The organism is Actinophytocola sp. (assembly GCF_035712165.1).
Classification (GTDB): Bacteria; Actinomycetota; Actinomycetes; order Mycobacteriales; family Pseudonocardiaceae; genus DASYTH01.
Map to the genome: position 1 here is coordinate 1 of NZ_DASTBH010000198.1, position 18,777 is coordinate 18,777.

Here is an 18,777-nt window from a genome sequence, read left to right on the forward strand (position 1 = left end):
GATCGACGACAGCCTCACCAAGGAGGACCTCTACATCCGGGCCCAGCAGGCGGGCATCGAGGGCCGGTCCAGCATGAGCAAGGGGGAGTTGGCCAGGGCCCTGCTGATGGCCCGCAACGCCGCGCGGGGCACCTGAGCCCGAACTCGGAGAAAAAAGTCGGTGCGGGAGGTTTGAGCCTGGGCGTGGCGGGTATCCCGGCGCGCACCGGTCGGTCGACCGGATGCGGGCACGAGAGGCAGGCAATGTCCCCAGGCGCGACGATGGCGGTCGGCGTTCTGCCGGCACGCAGGCGCCCGCGCCGGACTCCCTGTCATGTGCCGGGAGACTCGGCCCCGACCGGCGACTTACCGCAGACCGCCGGCAGATGAGCCGCACGGCGGTCCGATAACTCCGGGTCGGTCTCCCCAGATCCCCAGCTTTCACCCCTGGCGTGTGCCGCACTGTGGCGGCCGTGCGGCACACGCCGTCGGGTCCTTCCTACCGGGCCATGGCGTGCTTGCCCTCGGCGATCTCCTCGATCGTCTTGGCGCAGAACGCGTCCAGGTCGTCGGGCTTGCGGCTGGAGACCAGGCCGTTGTCCACCACGACCTGCTCGTCGACCCATTCGGCGCCGGCATTCGTCAGGTCGGTGCGCAGCGTCGGCCACGAGGTCATCCGCCGGCCGCGCAGGACGCCCGCCTCGATCAGCACCCAGCCGCCGTGACAGATCACGGAGACCGGCTTGCCCTCGTCGAAGAACGACCGGACGAACTGGGCGGCCTGCTCGTCGCCGCGCACGAAGTCGCCGTTGGCGACGCCGCCGGGCAACACCAGGGCGTCGTAGTCGGCCGGGTTCGCCTCGTCCAGCGTGCGGTCGACCGTCCTGCGGTCACCCTTGTCCAGATGGTTGAACCCCTGGATCTCGCCCGACTTCATCGACACCAGTTCCGGCGTCCCGCCGGCGTCCTGGACCGCCTGCCAGGGCCGGTCCAACTCGACCTGCTCCACCCCGTCGGTGGCCAGGAACGCGACCTTCCTCCCGTCAATCGTGGACGGCATGTCACCTCACCTAACTTCTCGTTTCGTGCTTCAGGACTCGTCCTCATCTGCCGGCACCACCCGGTGCTGCTCAAGGAGGTCGGCCTCGTCGGCCTCCGCCGGCAACTCGAACGGCTCCAGTACCGGCTCGTCCGGCGCCTGCGTCCGGCGCTGGTCGAGCACGTCGGCCTCCGGCTGCTCGTACCCGAGGTCGCTGGGGTCGGTCATCCCCGCACCTCAGATCAGCCGGGTCTGCGGGTTCGCGGTGGTTCCGTCGCCGCCACCCTCGCCGAACGGCAGCGTCTCACCGGGCTGGGGCGAGCGCGGCACCTCGCCGCGCCAGGCGCCGGTCGCCTCGTCGCGGTTCTCGATGAACTCCTTGAACCGCTCCAGGTCACCCTTCACCCGGCTGCCCACCGCACCCAGTGCGGCGCCGGCCTTCTCGGTCAGCGTGTCCGGGTGGTACTCCATCTGCAGGCTCACCCGGGTGGTCCGGTCGTCGAGCCGGTGGAAGGTCACCACGCCGCCGTGTTCCGGGCCGTCGATGGTCTTCCAGGCGATCCGCTCGTCCGGATGCTGCTCGGTGATCTCGGCCTCGAACTCCCGCCGCACGCCGGCGATGCTGATCTCCCAGTGGGTCCGGGTCGGCGTGATCTGCCGGATGCGCTCCACACCGTCCATGAAGGCGGGGAACGACTCGAACTGGGTCCACTGGTTGTACGCCCGGCTGACCGGGGCCTCAACGTCGATCGACTTCTCGATCGTGGTCACGACTCTGCCTCCTTCGGATTCTGTTCCGTCGAAGGCCTACCCGTGATGCCGCGGCTTTACACGTCGGCGAGCGCCGCCTCGGTGGAGGGGAACGTGCGGATTAACGACCGCAGGCCGGTGATCTCCAAGGGGCGCAGGACCGTCCGGCTGTCCGCCACGATCAGCAGGGTCACCCCGCGCTCGCTGGCCACCTCGTGCGAGCCGACCAGTTCGGACAGTCCGGCCGAGCCGAGGAACCCGATGCCGGTCATGTCGAGCACGACCTTCTGGCCGGGCGTTTCCAGGCAGGGCGCCAACTCGTCGCGCAGCAGTCGGGTGGTGCGCATGTCGAGGTCGCCGCGCAGCCGGCACACCGTGGTGCGCCGGTCGGGCTGCTCGATGTGGATCCGCAGCGGGAGTTCCGGCACGGCGGAGGCGTCGTCCGGCTCCTCGTCAGCCTGAAGCGGGTCGTTCATGCGCGCTCCTCGCGATCCCTGCGCTGCAGCGCAAGGTGACTTCCCCGGCTGGCTGCTCAACCGCACTGTCAGTGTAGCCGCATTCATCGGCAACCCCCGCCGGGTCGGCACGTCTCCCGATCATGGGAGCGGATCGGAATCTGGACTGGGACGGTTTGTTCAACGCGCGAGACCTCGGCGGGTTACGCGCCCATGGTGGACAAACCCGGTGGCGGGCGGTGATCCGCTCGGAGTCGGTCGAGCGGCTGACCGCGGCCGGGTGGTCGGCGCTGTGGGACTACGGCGTGCGGACCGTCGTCGACCTGCGCAATCCGGACGAGCGGGGGACCGACGCCGCCCCGCGCCCGGCCGGTCTGTGCACCGTGCGGGTGCCGCTGGAGGACTACGACGGCGACCGGGAGTTCTGGCGGCCGTGGCGGGAGAGCGGGCTGTGGTCGACGCCGCTGTACTACCGGGCGTTCCTGGACCGGTTTCCGGGGCGGGCCGCGGCCGCGGTGACGGCGATCGCCCGGGCGGTGCCGGGCGGGGTGCTGGTGCACTGCGCGGCCGGACGGGACCGCACCGGTCTGGTCACGCTGCTGCTCCTGGCCCTGGCCGGGGTTTCCGGTGCGGACATCGCGGCCGATCACGCGCAGAGCGACGAGCGGCTGGTCCCGCTGGGGCGGTTGCTCGGGCTGGACGATCCGCGGCCGGCGCTGGCCGAGGCGATCGCCGCCGCGGGCACGACCGCCACCGACGCGCTGTTGGCGACCGTGGCGGGTCTCGACCCGGCCGGCTATCTGAGCTCGGCGGGGATGGGCGCGGACGACGTGGCCGCCGTCCGCGCCCGGCTGCGGTCAGCCGACGGGGGGCGTGAAGACGCCGAAGTGGTTGCCTGACGGGTCGAGCAGTTCGGCGAACACCAGTCCGGTCGGCGACGTGGTGGGCGGCACCAACACCTTGCCGCCCAACCGTTCGGCGTGCGCAACGGCGGCCGGCACCTCCGCGACGACCGCGAAGAACGTGGCGTGGTTGGGCGACTCGCCGTTGGTGTGCGCGATCCCGCCGGACGGGGCCTCGGTGCCCGGGAACGTCAGCAGGTCGTAGGCGCCGCCGCCGTTCGGGTCCGGAAAGTACGTCCAACCCAGCAGTTCGCCGTAGAACTGCTTGGTGCGCTCCGGGTCGTCGGACCCCACCTGGACCCAGCCGACGGCTCCGACGGTGCGCGGCATCACGGTCATGCTTCCTCCTTGGTCGATCGTGTTGACCGACCCAGCATCGCCAGCCGTCGCGACAACCCCCTGTCGGTGTTTAACCCGTTTCTAGTGCCGCCGTGGCGGTGAAGTTCAGCGGGATGTCCGGATCGATGCGCATGTCCGGCCGGTGCGGGGCGAGCTCGCCGGTGCCCTCCACGGCGAGGATGCGGTCCAGCCGGAACGCGCGGAGGTCGTCCCGCAGCCGGCACCAGCCCAGCAGGTACCAGCCGCGCGAGCCGGACAGGAACATCACCGGTTCGACGTCGCGCCGGGTCAGCCCGCCGCCCTTGTCCTCGTAGACCAGCCGCAGCACCCGCCGGGTCACCAGGCATTCCTCGATGATCGTGGGCACCGGCGCGGCCGGGGCCCGGCCGCTCGGCGGCACCAGGAAGCGCACCCGCTCGGCCAGCTCACGCGCGGCGCTGCTGTCCCGGGCCGGCATCGCCGAGACGATCTTGCGCAGCGCGCTGCGGGCGGCCCGGTCCAGCGGCGAGCCGCCGGCCCGGGTCAGCGCCGCCGCGATGGCCACCGCCTCGGCCGGGGTGAAGTTCAGCGGCGGCAACGTCATCGACCGGTCGATCGCGTACCCGCCGCGCCGGCCGACGTCGGCGTAGATCGGCACCCCGGCCTGCTGCAGGGCGTCGATGTCGCGCTCGATGGTGCGCACGCTGACCTCGTGCCTGGCGGCGAGCTCCCGGGCGCTGCGCCGGCCCGGCGCGACCGCGCGCAGTTCCTCGACGATGGCGTACAACCGATCGGTCCGGTTCACGCGGACACGCTACGTGCGGGCACCGACATTCGGATCGAAGTAGTCCCGCCAGTGGATCACCCGGTCGTCCCGGACCCGGACCACCTGGATGTAGCGCCGGGCGAAGGCGTGCTCCGGGATCCGGCCGTGCAGCTCGAACTCCACCACGACGACCTCGGGGTCGGTGCTCGGATGCCAGGCCACGTCGGTGAACCGGTCGAACCGGATGCCACCGCCCATGCGCGCGGCCAGCCGGGCTCGGAACGCCTCCCGCCCCTCGACCCGGGCCGGGTGTCCGGCCGGCGCGAACGGGTTCTCGATCACCACGTCCTCGGCGACCAGGCTGGCGATGCCGTCGACGTCGCCGGCCAGGAACAGCGTGTGCACCCGCTCGATGAGCTCCCGCGGAGTGGGCATCTGACCCCCTAGAATCGGAACCGTGACTCCGTTTGGACGATACGGAGGGCTTCCTCCGGTTGTCAAGAAATGATCGGCGCGGACCGTCCGCTGCGGGCCGACGCGCGCCGCAACCGGGCCCGGGTCCTCGACGTCGCGGCCGAGGCGTTCGCCACCGAGGGCACGACCGTGCCCATCGACGAGATCGCCCGGCGCGCGGGCCTCGGCGTCGGCACCGTCTACCGGCACTTCCCGACCAAGGAGGCCCTGTTCGAGGCGATCGTGCTGGACCGGATCCAGCGGCTGGCCGGCACGGCGCAGGCGGCCCGGTCCGACCCGGACCCCGGCACCGCCTTCTTCACCTACTTCACCTGCCTGGTCGAGGCCGGCACGGTCAACAAGGCGCTGTTCGAGGCGCTCGCGACGGCCGGCGGGCAGGTCGACACGACGGCGCTGCGCGCGGCCTCCGGCGAGTTGCTCACCGCGCTCGGCGACCTGCTTGGCGCGGCGCAGCGAGCCGGCGCGGTGCGTGCCGACGTCGAACCCGGCGACCTGCAGGCCATGCTGGCCGGCGCCCTGGCGATGGAGCGGGCCGGCGCCGGGCCGCCCGGCCGGATGATCGCCATCGTGTGTGACGGGTTGCGGGCAGCTCCGCCGCACTAGGCCAATTGGATGACAGCGGCTGACAAATTCCGCCCATTACATCGCGTAACACCGGCTGGTCCCTCTAAGTTGTCGTAGCAACCGGACCCGGCAGTGGGAGGCTGGGTGAACTGGGGGTGGTAGTGCATGGCCACACCGGAGACGTCCGGCACGACCCGTGCACCCGTCGTTCTCCGGTTCCGGCTGCTCGGCCCGGTGCAGGTCCTGGTCAACGACCGGCCGGTGCCCCTGGGTGGTTCCGGCGCGCGCGGGCTTTTGGCCATGCTGCTGCTGGAACCCAACCAGGTCGTGGCGCTGGACCGGATCGTGGACGTGCTGTGGGCGCACGAGCCGCCGGAGTCCGCGCGAACCATGGTGCAGGGTTACGTGTCCCGGCTGCGGCAGCGGCTGGCCACGGTCGACCCCACCGGGCTGGTGCGGATCGTCACCAACCCGCCCGGCTACCAGCTGCTGGTCGATGAGCAGCTGATCGACGTCACGGTGGCGCGCAAGCTGCTCACCGACTCCTGGGGAGCGCCCGCGGTGCGCCGGGCCGAACTGCTGCGCGCGGCACAGACCCTCTGGCGCGGGCCCGCGCTCGCCGACATCGGCGGCCGGGTGCGGGCGCCGGAGCTGGCCGAGCTGCGGTTGAGCGTGCTGGAGGGCCGGATCGAGGCCGACCTGGAGCTGGGCCGGCACAACGAGGTGATCGGCGAGCTGACCCAGCTGGTCGAGGAGCACCCGTTCCGCGAGCGGCTGGTCGGTCAGCTGCTGCTGGCGCTCTACCGGTCCGGGCGCCGCACCGCCGCGCTCGGCGCCTACCAGCGCTTCGCCCAGCTGGCCGCGAGCCACTCCGGCATCGAGCCGGGACCGGAGCTGCGCGCCATGCACGCCCGGGTGCTGCGCGACGACAGCACCCTGCTGGACCCGCAGGCCGAGTCCACGCTCTCGCCCCGGATCGGGATCGTGGTTCCGGCTCAGCTGCCGGCCGTGCCGGCCGGGTTCTGCGGCCGGGAGCTGGAACAGGACTGGCTGGACCGGCTGCTGTCCGCGGTCGACCGGCCGGGCACCGGGGTCGGCCTGGTCGCCGGACCGCCCGGGATCGGCAAGACCGCGCTGGTGGTGCGCTGGGCCAACCAGGTCGCCGCCCGGTTCCCGGACGGGCAGCTGTTCGCCGGCATGCGCGGGTTCGACCCGCGCCATCCGCCGGCCGAGCCGGCCGAGCTGCTGGCCCAGTTCCTGCTGGCCCTCGGGGTCCGGCCGGACGACGTGCCCCTCGATCTCGACGAGCGGGCCGCGCTGTTCCGCTCGCTGCTGGCCGAACGACGGGTGCTCGTGGTGCTGGACGATGCCCGGGACTCCGAGCAGGTCCGCCCGCTGTTACCCGGCGGAACGGCCAACTCACTGGCGCTGATCACCAGCCGGGTTCGGCTGGACGGCCTGGTCGCCGGGCTGGGCGCCCGGCTGCTGGTGCTGGACACGCTGGAGCCCGACGCCGCGCTGCGCCTGATCGAGGAGACCGCCGGGTCGCCGGTCAAGGACGACGACCGGGTGCACGGCGCCCGGCTCGCGCAGCTGTGCGGACACCTGCCGCTGGCGTTGCGGATCGTGGGCGCCCGGCTGGCCGCCCGGCCGCAGTGGTCGCTCGCCGACCTGGCCGCCGAGCTGACCGACGAGCACACCCGGCTGACCGGGCTGGACGTGGAAGGCAACGACACCAGCGTGCGGGCCGCGCTGGACGTGACCTACCGGGCGATGCTGCCCAGCCTGGCCGGCACGTTCCGGCTGGCCGGCATGTTCCCCGGCCCGTGGCTCGGGCCGTACGCGATCGCCGCGCTGTGCGCGATCGACCTGGCCGAGGCACGCGCCCGGCTGCGGATGCTGGCGTCCTCCTTCATGGTCACCGAGAGCGCCCCGGACACCTTCGTCCTGCACGACCTGGTCCGGATCTACGCCGCCGAGCTTGCCGGGCTGGAGCTGTCCGAACCGGAACGGACCGAGGGCCTGCGCCGGCTGCTGCGCTACTACCTGGTCACCGCGGAGGCGGCCCGGCGGCTGCTCAACCCGGCCGCCGCCGAGCGCGACGCCGAGCAGTTGATCTATCCGCAGGTCCAGTACCCCGCGCTGGAGACGGTGCAGGACGCGGCCGGCTGGCTGGAGCGGGAGTGGGCCAACCTGGTGGCCGTCGCCGAGGCCGGCTCGGCCGCCGGCACCCACGACGACCTGGTCCGGCTGGCCCGGATCGTCAGCGACCTCTCGTCCGGCGCCCGGGGCCTGAGCGCGCCCTGGCTGTGGCTGGCCGGTTTCCACCTGGCCGGCGTTTAGTGAACAGTTAGTGGCATCACGCCGAAACCTGGCAGGCTGCGCGCGGCGCTTACGGGTCAAAGCGTCGCGGGCGACGCCACCAACGTGGGGGTGCGCTGCCCGAATGGCCGGCCGGCGCCTCGGGGGAGTGCGCCGGCCGGTCGTCCTTTGTCAGGGAGTTCCCCCTGGTCGGACCGCGTCCGCCTGGTCCTGCACCGGCCCGAGGGCCGGGCGCTTGGGCTGCAGGCCGTCGCCCATCGAGGTGCCCCGGATCTGCCGTTGCAGCCAGGGCAGCAGATGGGTCCGGGTCCAGGCCAGGTCCTGCTGCCGGCCCTGCAGCCACGGCACCGGGTCGGCCGGCGGCAGCGGCTCGCGCCAGTTGGCGGTGGCCGGCAGGCCGAGCACCTCGGCGGCACGCAACGCGATCCGCCGGTGACCCTCGGTGGAGAAGTGCAGCCGGTCCTCGCTCCACGCCCGGCGGTCGCGCAACACGTCCATGGCCCACAGGTCGACCAGCATCGCGCCGTGCCGGTCGGCGATCGCGCGCAGATGTCCGTTGTAGATGGCCACCTTGCCGCGCACCCGGCGCAGCAGCGGCTGCGGCTTGGGATCCGGGCCGGTGAACATCATCAGTTGGCAGCCGGCCCCGGTGATAGCGGCCACCGCTTCCTCGAAGAGGCGGGCGATCTCGTCGACGTCGCTACCCGGGGTGACGATGTCGTTGCCCCCGCCGCACAACGTCACCAACGCCGGTTTCTCTTGCAGGACAATGGGAACCTGTTCGTCCACGATCTCGCCGAGCATCTTTCCGCGCAGCGCGAGGTTGGCGTAGCGGAAGGTGCGGTCCTTGCCGGCGATCATGCCGGCCAACCGGTCGGCCCAGCCGATGAACGTCCCGTCCGGCGCCTCGTCACTGAGCCCCTCGGTGAAGCTGTCTCCTATCGCGATCCAACTGTCCCAGCCGCGCACGGTGTCCCTCCCTAGGCATCCGTTGGCGTCACCCCACCCTCGACCGCCCAAGGATGCCAAGTCCGCGCTCGCTCGCGCTACTACGATCACGTTTCACCGTGCTCATGTTCACGGTGCGCTGCCCGCCAAAGCAGCAGGACGAGCCGGTGGTCCATTCGAGTGGACTTCTCGGGTCCGATGACGAGTTGGAGCAACCTGACGCTTGCGTGCACCGCTCGTAGGTACGCTGCTCCCTGTTAGCGCCCGATCACATCCGAGGAGCACCCGGTGTACCTCGACCCCTCCGGCGGCAAGGCCGGCAGCAGCCTCGAAACGATCTACGGCGCCGCCGCGTCCGGCACGCTCAAGGTCGATCCGCAGACCGGTGAGACCACCCTCAAGTTCCTGAGCGACGTCGCCGAGCTCACCGAGCGGATGCGCCGGTCCGGCGCCGGACTCGCGGTGAAGACACCGCTGGGCGGCGGGTTCGGCGAACAGGTCGGGGCGTTCAACGAGCGCCTCGCGGCCGGCGGACCGCACTCGTTCCAGGAGGTCCTGGCCACGTTCAGCCGTGAGCTGGAGATGCTCAAGGAGGCGGTGACCCGCAGCATCGAGGCCTACCGGACCGCCGACGGCGGCGCGGTGTCCGCGGTCGCCAGCGCCGGCCGGAGCCGTTAGCCGTGCCGGCGCAGGACGGGCGGGCGGTACCGAGCCCGGACATGAACCCCAGGGCGTGCAGCCACGAGGCGCTCAAGGAGATGACCGACGCCGCGCAGCCGGCCGGGGCGCAGGCGGTCGCCGACGAGTGGGCCCGGATGGCGGCCGGGTTCGACGAGGCGGCCACCCTGTTCGAGCGGGCGACGCAGCACTCCGAGGGCGGCTGGACCGGATCCGCGGCCGAGGCCATGCGCGGCCAGTTGGCCCAGGTCGCGGCGTGGAGCCGGCAGGCGGGTGCGCACTACCAGGCGGCGGCCGAGGCGATCACGAGCCAGGCGGAGGCGGCCAACGTGGCCAAGACCACGATGCCGCCACCGGTGCCGTACGACCCGGCGCGGATGATCAGGGAGGCCGCGGCCAGCGGCAACGTCTCCGAACTGGCCGCGCTGCCGCACCTGCTGCACGCGCAGAAGCAGCGCAGTGACGCCGCGCACGAGGAAGCGGTGCGCGTGGTGACCGAGCGGGACGGCACGTTCGGCCAGTCCGTCGCCGCGATCCCGGCGTTCGAGCCGCCACCCCGGCTCAGCGAGGGCGGCGGCCGGATCCCGCCGGTGCCCGCACCGCCCGCACCGCCGCTGCCGCCGGCCGCGCCGCCCGGCCCACACCCGGCGCCGGTCTCTCCGGCCATGTCCCTGCCGGTCGCGCCGCTGGCCCACCCGGCACCACCACCCCCGCCGCCGGCCGCCCCGCCCGGCCCACGCACGGCGCCGGTCCCCCCGGCCATGTCCCCGCCGGTCGCGCCGATGGCCCACCCGGCACCACCCCCGCCGCCGCGCCCCGCGCCGCCTGGCCCACGCCCGGCGCCGGTCTCCCCGGCCATGTCCCCGCCGGTCGCGCCGCTGGCCCACCCGGCTCCACCCCCGCCGAACCGTCCGGCTCCGCCGGCCCAACCGGCTTCGCCGCAAGGGCCGCCTCGGCCCATGCCGCCCGCGGTCCCGCAGCCGCCGGTGCACATCACCCCGGCGCAGGTCGTGGCGGCCAGCCTCCCGGTCGACGGGTTCGGCCCGGGCGGCGGGACCGTGCCCGGCGGTGGGTTCGGTCCCACCGGGTTCGGTTCGGCGCCGGTGGTCGCGCCGCCGCCCGGGTACGGCCCGGCCGCCAGTGCGATGGCGCCGGGTGCCGGGACCACCGCCCCGCGCGCCGAGGACGGCGAGCGCAAGCGGCCCGAGTACCTGGTCGAGTCGGACCTGGAGGGCATGTTCGGCTCGACCGAGCTCACCGCACCGCCGGTGATCGGCCAGGAGTGACCACGCTAGGCGAGCTGTCGCTGCCGATGGTCGACATCCTGTGGGAGGACCAGCGGCTCGGCGCCATCCCGTTCCCGCTCGAGGTGCGCAGCCATGGCGACACCGCGGCCGAGCGCGCCCGAATCCGCGCGGCCGTCTACACCGAACTGGAGCGGCGGGAGCTCGCCGAGAACGGCCGGATCGGCGCCGATCTCGAGTACGCACTCGGCCTGCTGGCCAACCCCACGGTCACCGTCGACCTGGTGGCGTTGCGGGAGATGACCGACGAGACGCCGGTGCGGGCGCTGGTCGCCGCCCGGGGCAAGCGCGCCGTGCTGGCCGTGCAGCACCGGCTCGCGGTCCGGCTGACCATGGTCCGCCAGTCGGCGATCGCCAACTCGATCGTGGAACTGCTGCCGGCGAGCCGGTACGGGCCTGGGCCGTCGGTCACGCTGCCGGCGGCCGCGCTGGCCCAGGAGTCCGTGCCCCGGACCGGCCGGCACCGGCGCGACGAGACCAGCGGGGGAGTGCTGCGGACCGCGACCCGGCAGGCCGACCGGACCGCCGAGCTGCGGTTCCTTGACGCGATCATGGAACGCCCGGTGGTGCGGGCCGGCAGCTTCGGGGTCGCGCTGCGCGAGGAGGGCGGCAAGCTGCGGCGGCTGCCCGGCATCGGCTTCTTCGACACCGACCTGGGCCGCTACGCCACCAGCGTGTCGCGCGGCGTGGACGGCGAGGACTGGACCACGCTCTCGCCGTCGGACAACGACCGGCTGTCGCACCGGCTGACCGAGACGCTGCTGGCCGCGTTGAGGCAGTAGGTTAGGTCTACCTAACCTATACGGGATGAGGCAGGCTGAGCAGGTGACTGAGCCGTCAAGGGACCACCGGGTTGGGTAAGCCGGGAGACCAAGCCGCAGGGCCTGCCGACGTGGCCGGACTGACCGAGCGTCGCGCCGAGACCATGGCGGACTCGCTGCGCCAGCTGCTCGGCGGCCGGCGCGGCGCACTGGACGCCACCCTGCCGCCGCTGGCGTTCGTGGTCGGCTGGCTGGTGTCCGGCCAGTCGATCGGCTGGGGAGCGGGCACGGCCGTCGCGGTCGGCGTGATCGTCGGCGCGTTCCGGCTGATCCGCGGCCACCGGGTGACCGCGGTGGCGGCCAGCGTCGGGGTGGTGGCGGCCGGCGCGCTGATCGCCCTCTACACGGGCCGCCCGGAGGACTTCTTCCTGATCCAGCTGCTCGCCAACATCGCCAGCGCGCTGGCCTGGACGGTCAGCATCCTGATCCGCTGGCCGCTGCTCGGTCTGGTGGTCGGCACGCTGCTCGGGCAGAAGGCCCGCTGGCGCCGTGATCCGGAGCTGCTGCGCGCCTACGGCCGGGCGAGCTGGGTGTGGGTGTTCCTGCAGTACACGTTGCGGGTGCTGGTGTACGGGGTGCTCTGGCTGAGCGGCTCGGTGGTGCTGCTCGGTGTGGCCCGGGTGGCGCTGTCCTGGCCGCTGGTGGCGCTCACGGTGGCGGTCAGCGCGGTGGTGTTCCAGCGTTCGCTGCCCAAGGACCACCCCGGGTTCCGCCACCCGCGGACGCCTAGCTAGTCCGGGACCCTAGGCCGGGGCGCGTCCGGGCCGAGCACCTCGAGCGCGGCGAGCCAGGCGGCGCCCGCGGCCGCGTCGGTGGCGAACAGCACCTCGCCGGTCTGCCCGGCCAGCCGGGCCCGGACCGCTTCTCCGACCGGACTTCCCGGCCCCACAACGCTTCCGGTCAGCACCACCGGCGTGGTCGCGCCGGGGGTCCGGGCCGCGAGCGCGGTGCCGGTGAGCAGTTCCGCCGCCGCCGCGACGATCCGCGCGGCCAGTGGGTCGCCGGCCGCGTGCGTGCTGACCAGCGGGGCGAACCGGGCCAGCCGGATCGGCGGTTCGGCGTTCGCGGCGGTGATCAGCCGCGCGAACGCGTTGACCGCCGGGCCGTCGCCGAGCGCCTCGGACAGCACCGCCGTGGCCAGCGGGCCGAGCTCCGGTCCGGCCAGCAGGCTGTCCAGCGTGGCCCGGACCGCCTCCCGGCCGATCCAGAACGCCGAGCCCTCGTCGCCGAGCAGCCAGCCGTAGCCACCGGCCATGGACTCCTTGCGGTGGTTGACGATCCGCACGGCGACCGAACCGGTGCCGCCGACCAGCACGGTGCCGTCCGGCTCGGCGGTGGCCGAGGCGTAGGCGACCTCGGCGTCGGAGACCGCGGTCACCGGACAGGTCAGCCCGAACCCGCGCAGGCCGTCCTCGAACGCGCCGGCCACGGCCGGATCGGCGAACTTGCTGACCCCGGCCACCCCGAGCACGCAGTGCCGGGCGGAGGCCGGGTCGAGGTCGCCGAACGCGGCGGCGACCGCCTCGGCGACCCGCTTCGCGGCCAGCGCAACGGGATGCGAGTTGGGGTTCGCGCCGCCGGCGTACCCCCGGCCGGTCACCGTGCCGTCCAGGCCGGCCACCACCGCTCTGGTCGACGTGGCGCCGATGTCGACTCCGACGACGCGGTCCCGGCCTTCGGTCACCGGACCGCCGTCTCGATCGTGACCTGCTCGCTGGTCAGCATTCCTTGGCAGTGCGCGCAATGCACCTCTGCATGGGTCGGGTGACCGCAACCGTTGTGCAGCAGGGTGACCGGCGCCGTGCCGTCACCGAGCCAGCGGTCGCCCCAGCGCATGATCGCCGCCAGCGCCGGGAAGAAGTCCCGGCCCATCTCGCTGAGCACGTACTCGTAGCGGGCCGGCCGCTCGTGGTAGCGCACCCGGTTCAGCAGCCCGGCGCCCACCAGCCGGTCCAGCCGCTCGGTCAGCGTGTTGCGCGCGATGCCCAGCGAGACCTGGAACTTGTCGAATCTGGTGACCCCGTAGAAGGCCTCGCGCAGCACGAGCAGGGTCCACTGATCGCCAAGCAGGTCCATGGTTCGCGCGATCGAGCACGGCCACCTGGCGAACGACGTCCGTCGCATGAAGGGAGTGTAGGGATGGCTCACCGGGTGCGGGTGACTTTGGTCAAGCCGCGTGGCCGGTCCGGGTCGCCGCCCCGGGCGAGCGCGAGTTCCAGCGCCAACTGTTGCAGTGGCAGGACCTCCAGGATCGGGGCGACCTCCTCGGCGGTGCGCGGCACGTCGATCCGCGGCCCGTCGGTGATCTCCGCCGCGGCCGAGCCGACCGCGAGCACGTCCGCGCCGCGCTCGCGCACCGCGGCGACCACGTCCCGCATGGCGGCGCCGCCCGGGCCGGCGCTGGCCACCGCGAGCACGCCGGTCTCGGCGTCGATCGCGGCCACCGGCCCGTGCAACAGGTCCGCCCCGCTGTACGCCCGGGCGGCCAGGTAGCTGGTCTCGGCCAGCTTGAGCGCGGCCTCGGCGGCGGTGGCCGAGGAGTAGCCGCGGCCGGTGGTGACGATGCGCTCGACGAACCGGTAGTGCTCGGCCGCCTCGCGCACCGCGCCGGCCGCGCCGGTCAGGGTTTCCTCGGCCAGGGCACCGATTCCGGCCGCCGGCTCCCCGGTTCCGCCGCGCACGGCGTCCACCAGCAGGTAGAGGGTGAGCAGGCTGGCGGTGTAGGTCTTGGTGGCCGCCACGGCCAGTTCGTCGCCCGCGCCGATGTCCACCGACAGTTCGGCGGAGGTGGCCAGCGGCGAGGCGGGGCTGTTGGTGACCGCGACGGTGAGCGCGCCGCAGCGCCGGGCGGCCTCGGTCGCCTCGACCAGATCGGGCGAACTGCCGCTCTGGCTGACCGTCAGATACAGCACGCCGGACAGGTCCGGCTCGGCGCCGTAGAGCGTCGTGGTGGACGGCGAGGCAAGCCCGGCGGGCAGTCGCAGCAGCACCTCGATCAGGTACTTGGCGTAGAGCGCGGCGTGGTCGCTGGACCCGCGCGCGGCCAGCAGCGCGAACCGGGGCCGGTGCCGTTCGATCGCGGCGGCCACTCCGGCCAGGTCGGCCCGGCGCCGCAGCACCGCGTCGAACACGGCCGGTTGGGCGGTGATCTCGGTGCGCATCCGCGCGCCGGGGGCCAGCGCCGGTGTGTTCATCCGGGCTCCTTCTTGGCAGATCTTCAGGTCTAGACCAATATTATCTCAGCGTTCGCGCGCCGGTGGCCAACGGGACGGTCGGACATGTGACGATGTGGGTGCCCGCGTGATCGCTTCTGTCGCCGACGACAGGCATCCTGTACCTGGGACCGTTCGAGGAGGAGTAATGCTCGATACGCCGACAAGCGAGGCGCACGACGCGATCGCCCGGGTGCAGCGCGAACCCAAGTACTGGGGCCTCAAACGGCACCTGCTGGAGGTGCTCGGCTCGCTGCCGCCCGGTTCGCCGATCCCGACCGAGCGCTCGCTCGCGGCGCAGTTCGACGTGTCCCGCACGACGGTCCGGCAGGCGCTGGCCGAGCTCACCGTGGAAGGCCGGCTGTTGCGGGTGCAGGGCAAGGGCACCTTCGCCGCCGAGCCCAAGGTGGCCCAGCGGCTGCAACTGTCCTCCTACACCGAGGACATGCGCGCCCAGGGCCGGGAGCCCTCGTCCAAGCTGCTGGACGTCTCCGAGATTCCGGCCGAGCCGGACCTGTCCCGGCTGCTCGGCGTCCGGCCCACCGCGAAGGTGCTGCGGCTGCAGCGGTTGCGCCTGGCCGACGGGGAGCCGATGGCGATCGAGACCACGCACCTGCCCCTGGGCCGGTTCCGCGGCCTGCGCAAGTACCTCACCAGCGGCGTCTCGCTCTACCAGGTGCTGCGCGAGCGGTTCGAGGTCGAGATGGGCCACGCCGAGGAGACCATCGAGACCGCGCTGGCCGGCCCGTACGAGGCCGAGCTGCTCGGCGCCGACGTGGGCATGCCGATGCTGTTGCTGTCCCGGCAGACCTTCGACACCGAGGAGCGTCCGGTGGAGTGGGTCCGCTCGGTCTACCGGGGCGACCGGTACAAGTTCGTGGCGACGCTGAACCGTCCGTGACGCACCCGGGCGGGGTCCGGTGGGGGACGGCCGCGGCCCGCGGGGTGCTGCTCACCACGATCATCGGTTCCGGGATGGCGTTCCTGGACAGCACGATCATCAACGTCGCGCTGCCCAGGATCGGCCAGGAGCTGGGCGCCTCGGTCGCCGGGCTGCAGTGGATCCTCAACGGCTACCTGCTGTCGCTGGCCGCCCTGATCCTGATCGCCGGCTCGCTCGGCGACCGGTACGGCCGGCGCCGGCTGTTCATGATCGGCGTGGTGTGGTTCGGCGCCGCGTCGGTGTTGTGCGGGCTGGCCCAGACCACCGGTCAGCTGGTGGTGGCGCGAATCCTGCAGGGCGTCGGCGGCGCGCTGTTGACGCCGGGGTCGCTGGCGATCATCCAGTCGTCCTTCGTGCGGGCCGACCGGGCCCGGGCGATCGGCGCCTGGTCCGGCTTCGGCGGGATCGCCGGGGCGATCGGTCCGCTGGTGGGCGGGCTGGTGGTGCAGCTGTGGTCCTGGCGGCTGGCGTTCCTGATCAACGTGCCGCTTGCCGTGCTGTGCGTCCTGCTGGCCCGGCGGTACCTGCCGGAGTCGCGCGACGAGACGATGGCCGGCACGCACCCGGGCGTGTTCGACTCGGCGCTGGTCGCCCTCGGCCTTGCCGGGCTGACCTTCGCACTGGTGGAGCTGCCGGCGCGGGGCCTGGGTGATCCGGTGGTGCTGGCGGCCGGCCTGGTCGGCCTGCTGGCCCTGGCCGGGTTCGGGGTGATGCAGCGGGTCCGGCGGGAGCCGCTCGTGCCGCCGGACATGTTCGCCGACCGCACCTTCACCCTGGCCAACGCGCTGACGTTCGTGGTCTACGCGGCGCTGAGCGGCGTGATGGTGCTGTTCGTGATGCAGCTGCAGGTGTCGCTGGGCTACCCGCCGACCCTGGCCGGGCTCGCCGGACTACCGATCACGCTGACCATGCTGCTGCTGTCGGCCCGCTCCGGCCGGCTGGCGCAGCGGTACGGCCCGCGGTGGTTCCTGGTGGCCGGCCCGGTGGTGATCGCGCTGGGCATGCTGTTGCTGACCAGGGTGGTGCCGGGCGCGTCGTACCTGACCGAGGTGCTGCCCGCGGTCGTCGTCTTCGGCCTGGGGCTGAGCTGTGTGGTCGCTCCGGTGACCGCCACCGTGCTGGCCGCGGCCGAGGACCGGCACGCCGGGATCGCCTCCGGGGTGAACAACGCGATCGCCCGCACCGGCGGCCTGCTCGCCGTGGCCGTGCTGCCGGCGGTGTCGGGTCTGACCGGTGGCGGCTACGCCGACCCGGTCGCGCTCACCTCGGCGTGGCAGACCGCGATGGTGCTGTGCGCCGGCCTGTGCGTGCTGGGCGGCCTGCTCGCGCTCGGCATCCGCAACGACGTGCTCGCCGCGGAACCGTCCGCCGAGCCGGCCGAGCATCCCCGGCCCGGCGAGTGCTACCACTGCGGCGTCGAGGGCCCGCCCACCCATATCGAGCCCGCGCACCGGGTGGCCTGAACTGTCCGCCCCTCCGGAATTTTTGTGCGGTTGTTGCGTTCCGGGGGGACGGTGCGGATGTCGGGTGGATTGTGGCTGGGTGGCGTCACGGTCCCCTGAGGTGGCGGTTGGTCGGGCACGGGCTTCCCACGAAGATCCGCTGTGACCGGCCCTAGTCCTGCAGGGCCTTGGCGAACAGCGCCGGGTCGATGTTGCCGCCGGAGACCACCGCCACCGTGCGGCCGGCCGGCAGGTCGGCGGCGCGGTTCAGGTAGGCCGCGGTGGTGACGGCGCCGCTGGGTTCGGCGACGAGGTGCGACCGCCGGGCCAGCGTGCCGACGGCGGCGAGGATCTCGTCCTCGGTGACCGTGACGACGCCGTCGATCAGCTTGCGCAGGTGCGCGAAGGTCAGCTCGGACGGCTCGGCGCGCAGCCCGTCGGCCATGGTGCGGGCGCGCTGCTCCGGCGGCAGGTGCACCCGCTCGCCCGCGGCGAAGCCGGCCGCGGTGTCCGCGGCGATCTCCGGCTCGACCCCGAACACGGCGGCCGAGGGCCGCAGCGCCTTGACCGCAGCGGCGATGCCGGACGCCAGTCCGCCGCCGCTGATCGGCACCAGCACCAGGTCGACGTCCGGGAGATCGGTGACGATCTCCAGGCCGATGGTGCCCTGGCCGGCGATCACGTCCGGGTGATCGAAGGGCGGGATCAGGGTCATGCCGCGCTCCCGGCCGATCTCGGCGGCGGCCGTCTCCCGCTCGGGCAGCGGAACCTGGACCACCTCGGCGCCGAGCGCCCGGGTCGCCTCGACCTTGATCGCCGGCGCGGTCGCCTCGATCACGATCACCGCCGGCACCCCGAACGCCCGCGCCGCGTAGGCGACCGCCTGGGCGTGGTTTCCGCTCGAGTAGGCGACCACGCCACAGGCCCGGTCCGCCTCGGAAAGCCGGGACAGCGCGGTGTACGCGCCGCGGATCTTGAACGAGCCGATCGGCTGCAGGTTCTCCGGCTTGAGCCACAACGGACGGTCCGGGTCCGCCCACAGGCAGGGCAGTACGGGCGTGCGCACCGCCACCGGTCCGATGTTCTCCGCCGCCGCCCGGATCTCCGCGATGCTCACCAGTTCCACGAGCGCCAGTCTGCACTGACAGTGAACCCGTCACCTATCGGGTTTTGATCACAGTCAGTGGATCTCGCCCGTCCGATGATCACAAAAAGTAGTCGGATCAGCTCAGATATGACAACTGTTCCCCCCGATCGGACCCTTCCGTAACGGAGTGACTACGCATAGGTTCATCCGTTGGGGCGTCACACAAAAGGGTGACAATCCGTGGTCCCTCTCCACCTCGTGGGCGCGTGGACACCACATTCCGCAAGCCCTCGAGGCCCTGCAACCCATCGAGGGAGACAACAGCAATGAATCGCACGAGTCTGGCCCGGTTCGCCGGGACCGCCCTGCTGGCCGTCGGGCTGGCAACGTCCATGTCCGTACCAGCCATGGCAGCGCCGCAGGGCACGTCGGCGATGCTCGACGCCATGCAGCGAGACCTCGGGCTGAGCGCCGACGCCGCGCTGGCCCGAATCGGCCAGGAAAACCGCGCCACCGCCATCGAAGCGGCCCTGACACCACGGCTCGCCGGCAGCTACGCCGGTTCCTGGTTCGACAGCGCGACCGGCAAGCTCGTCCTCGCCACCACCGACGCGTCCCGGCTGCAGGAGATCAGCGCCTCCGGCGCCACCGCCCAACTGGTCGCCCGCAGCGCCGCCCAGCTCGACGCGACGAAGTCCGCGCTCGACGCGAAGTCGGCGACGGTGCCGGACTCGGTGGCCGCCTGGTACGTCGACCACAAGACGAACGCCGTC

The 18,777-nt window shown here is 72.8% G+C and carries 22 protein-coding genes; 10 read left to right on the forward strand and 12 right to left on the reverse strand.

The annotated features are described in order from the left end of the window. Positions 1–478 precede the first annotated feature (478 nt). The 4 genes from VFO68_RS10975 to VFO68_RS10990 are packed head-to-tail and all read right to left on the reverse strand — an operon-like array spanning position 479 to position 2,244. The gene (locus VFO68_RS10975) at positions 479–1,039 is read right to left on the reverse strand and encodes a type 1 glutamine amidotransferase domain-containing protein (protein ID WP_325158112.1); all 561 of its coding nucleotides are present in this window, start codon (positions 1,037–1,039) and stop codon (positions 479–481) included. Positions 1,040–1,069: 30 nt separating this feature from the next. Then, entirely contained in the window at positions 1,070–1,246 is a 177-nt protein-coding gene (locus tag VFO68_RS10980; protein WP_325158113.1) for a hypothetical protein, read from the reverse strand. Between the two features lie 9 nt (positions 1,247–1,255). Next, entirely contained in the window at positions 1,256–1,789 is a 534-nt protein-coding gene (locus VFO68_RS10985; protein WP_325158114.1) for an SRPBCC family protein, read from the reverse strand. Positions 1,790–1,845: 56 nt separating this feature from the next. After that, positions 1,846–2,244 (reverse strand): STAS domain-containing protein, encoded by a 399-nt coding sequence (locus VFO68_RS10990; RefSeq protein WP_325158115.1) that lies wholly within the window; start codon positions 2,242–2,244, stop codon positions 1,846–1,848. Positions 2,245–2,366: 122 nt separating this feature from the next. Between VFO68_RS10990 and VFO68_RS10995 the strand changes: the two genes are divergently transcribed. Then, positions 2,367–3,122 (forward strand): tyrosine-protein phosphatase, encoded by a 756-nt coding sequence (locus VFO68_RS10995; protein ID WP_325158116.1) that lies wholly within the window; start codon positions 2,367–2,369, stop codon positions 3,120–3,122. Here the strand turns inward: VFO68_RS10995 and VFO68_RS11000 are convergent. The 3 genes from VFO68_RS11000 to VFO68_RS11010 all read right to left on the reverse strand — a co-directional run bounded on the left by VFO68_RS11000 (position 3,081) and on the right by VFO68_RS11010 (position 4,644). Further along, positions 3,081–3,464 carry a VOC family protein gene (locus VFO68_RS11000; protein WP_325158117.1) on the reverse strand — a complete coding sequence of 128 codons (384 nt, stop codon included), beginning with the start codon at positions 3,462–3,464 and terminating at the stop codon, positions 3,081–3,083. The two genes, VFO68_RS10995 and VFO68_RS11000, sit on opposite strands and share 42 nt — an antisense overlap. A 70-nt stretch (positions 3,465–3,534) precedes the next feature. After that, a complete protein-coding gene (locus tag VFO68_RS11005; protein ID WP_325158118.1) occupies positions 3,535–4,248 on the reverse strand; it encodes a helix-turn-helix transcriptional regulator in 714 nt (237 codons plus the stop codon). A gap of 9 nt (positions 4,249–4,257) precedes the next feature. Then, positions 4,258–4,644: a nuclear transport factor 2 family protein gene (locus tag VFO68_RS11010; RefSeq protein WP_325158119.1), complete on the reverse strand. Its 387-nt coding sequence runs from the start codon at positions 4,642–4,644 to the stop codon at positions 4,258–4,260. Between the two features lie 69 nt (positions 4,645–4,713). On the opposite strand from VFO68_RS11010, the gene VFO68_RS11015 reads away from it, so the two are divergent. Together VFO68_RS11015 and VFO68_RS11020 are read left to right on the forward strand one after the other, a co-directional pair. Further along, the gene (locus VFO68_RS11015; protein ID WP_325158120.1) at positions 4,714–5,286 is read left to right on the forward strand and encodes a TetR/AcrR family transcriptional regulator; all 573 of its coding nucleotides are present in this window, start codon (positions 4,714–4,716) and stop codon (positions 5,284–5,286) included. Between the two features lie 126 nt (positions 5,287–5,412). Beyond that, on the forward strand, positions 5,413–7,590 hold the full coding sequence (locus tag VFO68_RS11020) for an AfsR/SARP family transcriptional regulator (protein WP_325158121.1): 2,178 nt from the start codon (positions 5,413–5,415) through the stop codon (positions 7,588–7,590). A 150-nt stretch (positions 7,591–7,740) separates the two neighbouring features. Here the strand turns inward: VFO68_RS11020 and VFO68_RS11025 are convergent, their stop codons facing one another. After that, the gene (locus VFO68_RS11025) at positions 7,741–8,538 is read right to left on the reverse strand and encodes an SGNH/GDSL hydrolase family protein (RefSeq protein ID WP_325158122.1); all 798 of its coding nucleotides are present in this window, start codon (positions 8,536–8,538) and stop codon (positions 7,741–7,743) included. A gap of 267 nt (positions 8,539–8,805) precedes the next feature. Here VFO68_RS11025 and VFO68_RS11030 point away from each other — a divergent pair, with 267 nt between their 5' ends. The 4 genes from VFO68_RS11030 to VFO68_RS11045 all read left to right on the forward strand — a co-directional run bounded on the left by VFO68_RS11030 (position 8,806) and on the right by VFO68_RS11045 (position 12,054). Further along, positions 8,806–9,195, forward strand: coding sequence for a hypothetical protein (locus tag VFO68_RS11030; protein ID WP_325158123.1), 390 nt, complete (start codon positions 8,806–8,808; stop codon positions 9,193–9,195). A gap of 41 nt (positions 9,196–9,236) precedes the next feature. Then, positions 9,237–10,481, forward strand: a complete 1,245-nt coding sequence (locus VFO68_RS11035) for a PPE domain-containing protein (protein ID WP_325158124.1) — start codon at positions 9,237–9,239, stop codon at positions 10,479–10,481. Then, a complete protein-coding gene (locus tag VFO68_RS11040; RefSeq protein ID WP_325158125.1) occupies positions 10,478–11,281 on the forward strand; it encodes an ESX secretion-associated protein EspG in 804 nt (267 codons plus the stop codon). The genes VFO68_RS11035 and VFO68_RS11040 overlap by 4 nt, the downstream gene beginning before the upstream one ends. A 143-nt stretch (positions 11,282–11,424) precedes the next feature. Next, positions 11,425–12,054 carry a DUF3159 domain-containing protein gene (locus VFO68_RS11045; protein ID WP_325158133.1) on the forward strand — a complete coding sequence of 210 codons (630 nt, stop codon included), beginning with the start codon at positions 11,425–11,427 and terminating at the stop codon, positions 12,052–12,054. Here the strand turns inward: VFO68_RS11045 and VFO68_RS11050 are convergent. The 3 genes from VFO68_RS11050 to VFO68_RS11060 are packed head-to-tail and all read right to left on the reverse strand — an operon-like array spanning position 12,051 to position 14,514. Then, complete coding sequence (locus VFO68_RS11050; protein WP_325158126.1) at positions 12,051–13,004, reverse strand: N-acetylglucosamine kinase; 954 nt, start codon at positions 13,002–13,004, stop codon at positions 12,051–12,053. The two genes, VFO68_RS11045 and VFO68_RS11050, sit on opposite strands and share 4 nt — an antisense overlap. Beyond that, positions 13,001–13,444 (reverse strand): helix-turn-helix domain-containing protein, encoded by a 444-nt coding sequence (locus VFO68_RS11055; RefSeq protein WP_325158127.1) that lies wholly within the window; start codon positions 13,442–13,444, stop codon positions 13,001–13,003. The genes VFO68_RS11050 and VFO68_RS11055 overlap by 4 nt, the downstream gene beginning before the upstream one ends. A 20-nt stretch (positions 13,445–13,464) precedes the next feature. Continuing rightward, positions 13,465–14,514 carry an SIS domain-containing protein gene (locus VFO68_RS11060; protein ID WP_325158128.1) on the reverse strand — a complete coding sequence of 350 codons (1,050 nt, stop codon included), beginning with the start codon at positions 14,512–14,514 and terminating at the stop codon, positions 13,465–13,467. A 166-nt stretch (positions 14,515–14,680) separates the two neighbouring features. Between VFO68_RS11060 and VFO68_RS11065 the strand changes: the two genes are divergently transcribed. Beyond that, complete coding sequence (locus tag VFO68_RS11065) at positions 14,681–15,433, forward strand: GntR family transcriptional regulator (RefSeq protein WP_325158129.1); 753 nt, start codon at positions 14,681–14,683, stop codon at positions 15,431–15,433. After that, positions 15,430–16,938, forward strand: coding sequence for an MFS transporter (locus VFO68_RS11070; RefSeq protein WP_325158130.1), 1,509 nt, complete (start codon positions 15,430–15,432; stop codon positions 16,936–16,938). Before VFO68_RS11065 ends, VFO68_RS11070 begins: the two co-directional genes overlap by 4 nt. 151 nt (positions 16,939–17,089) lie before the next feature. Here the strand turns inward: VFO68_RS11070 and VFO68_RS11075 are convergent, their stop codons facing one another. Then, the gene (locus VFO68_RS11075) at positions 17,090–18,043 is read right to left on the reverse strand and encodes a threonine/serine dehydratase (RefSeq protein ID WP_325158131.1); all 954 of its coding nucleotides are present in this window, start codon (positions 18,041–18,043) and stop codon (positions 17,090–17,092) included. 287 nt (positions 18,044–18,330) lie between these two features. Between VFO68_RS11075 and VFO68_RS11080 the strand changes: the two genes are divergently transcribed. Beyond that, positions 18,331–18,777 (forward strand): S1 family peptidase (locus VFO68_RS11080; RefSeq protein WP_325158132.1); only part of this gene is annotated, 447 nt, incomplete at its 3' end.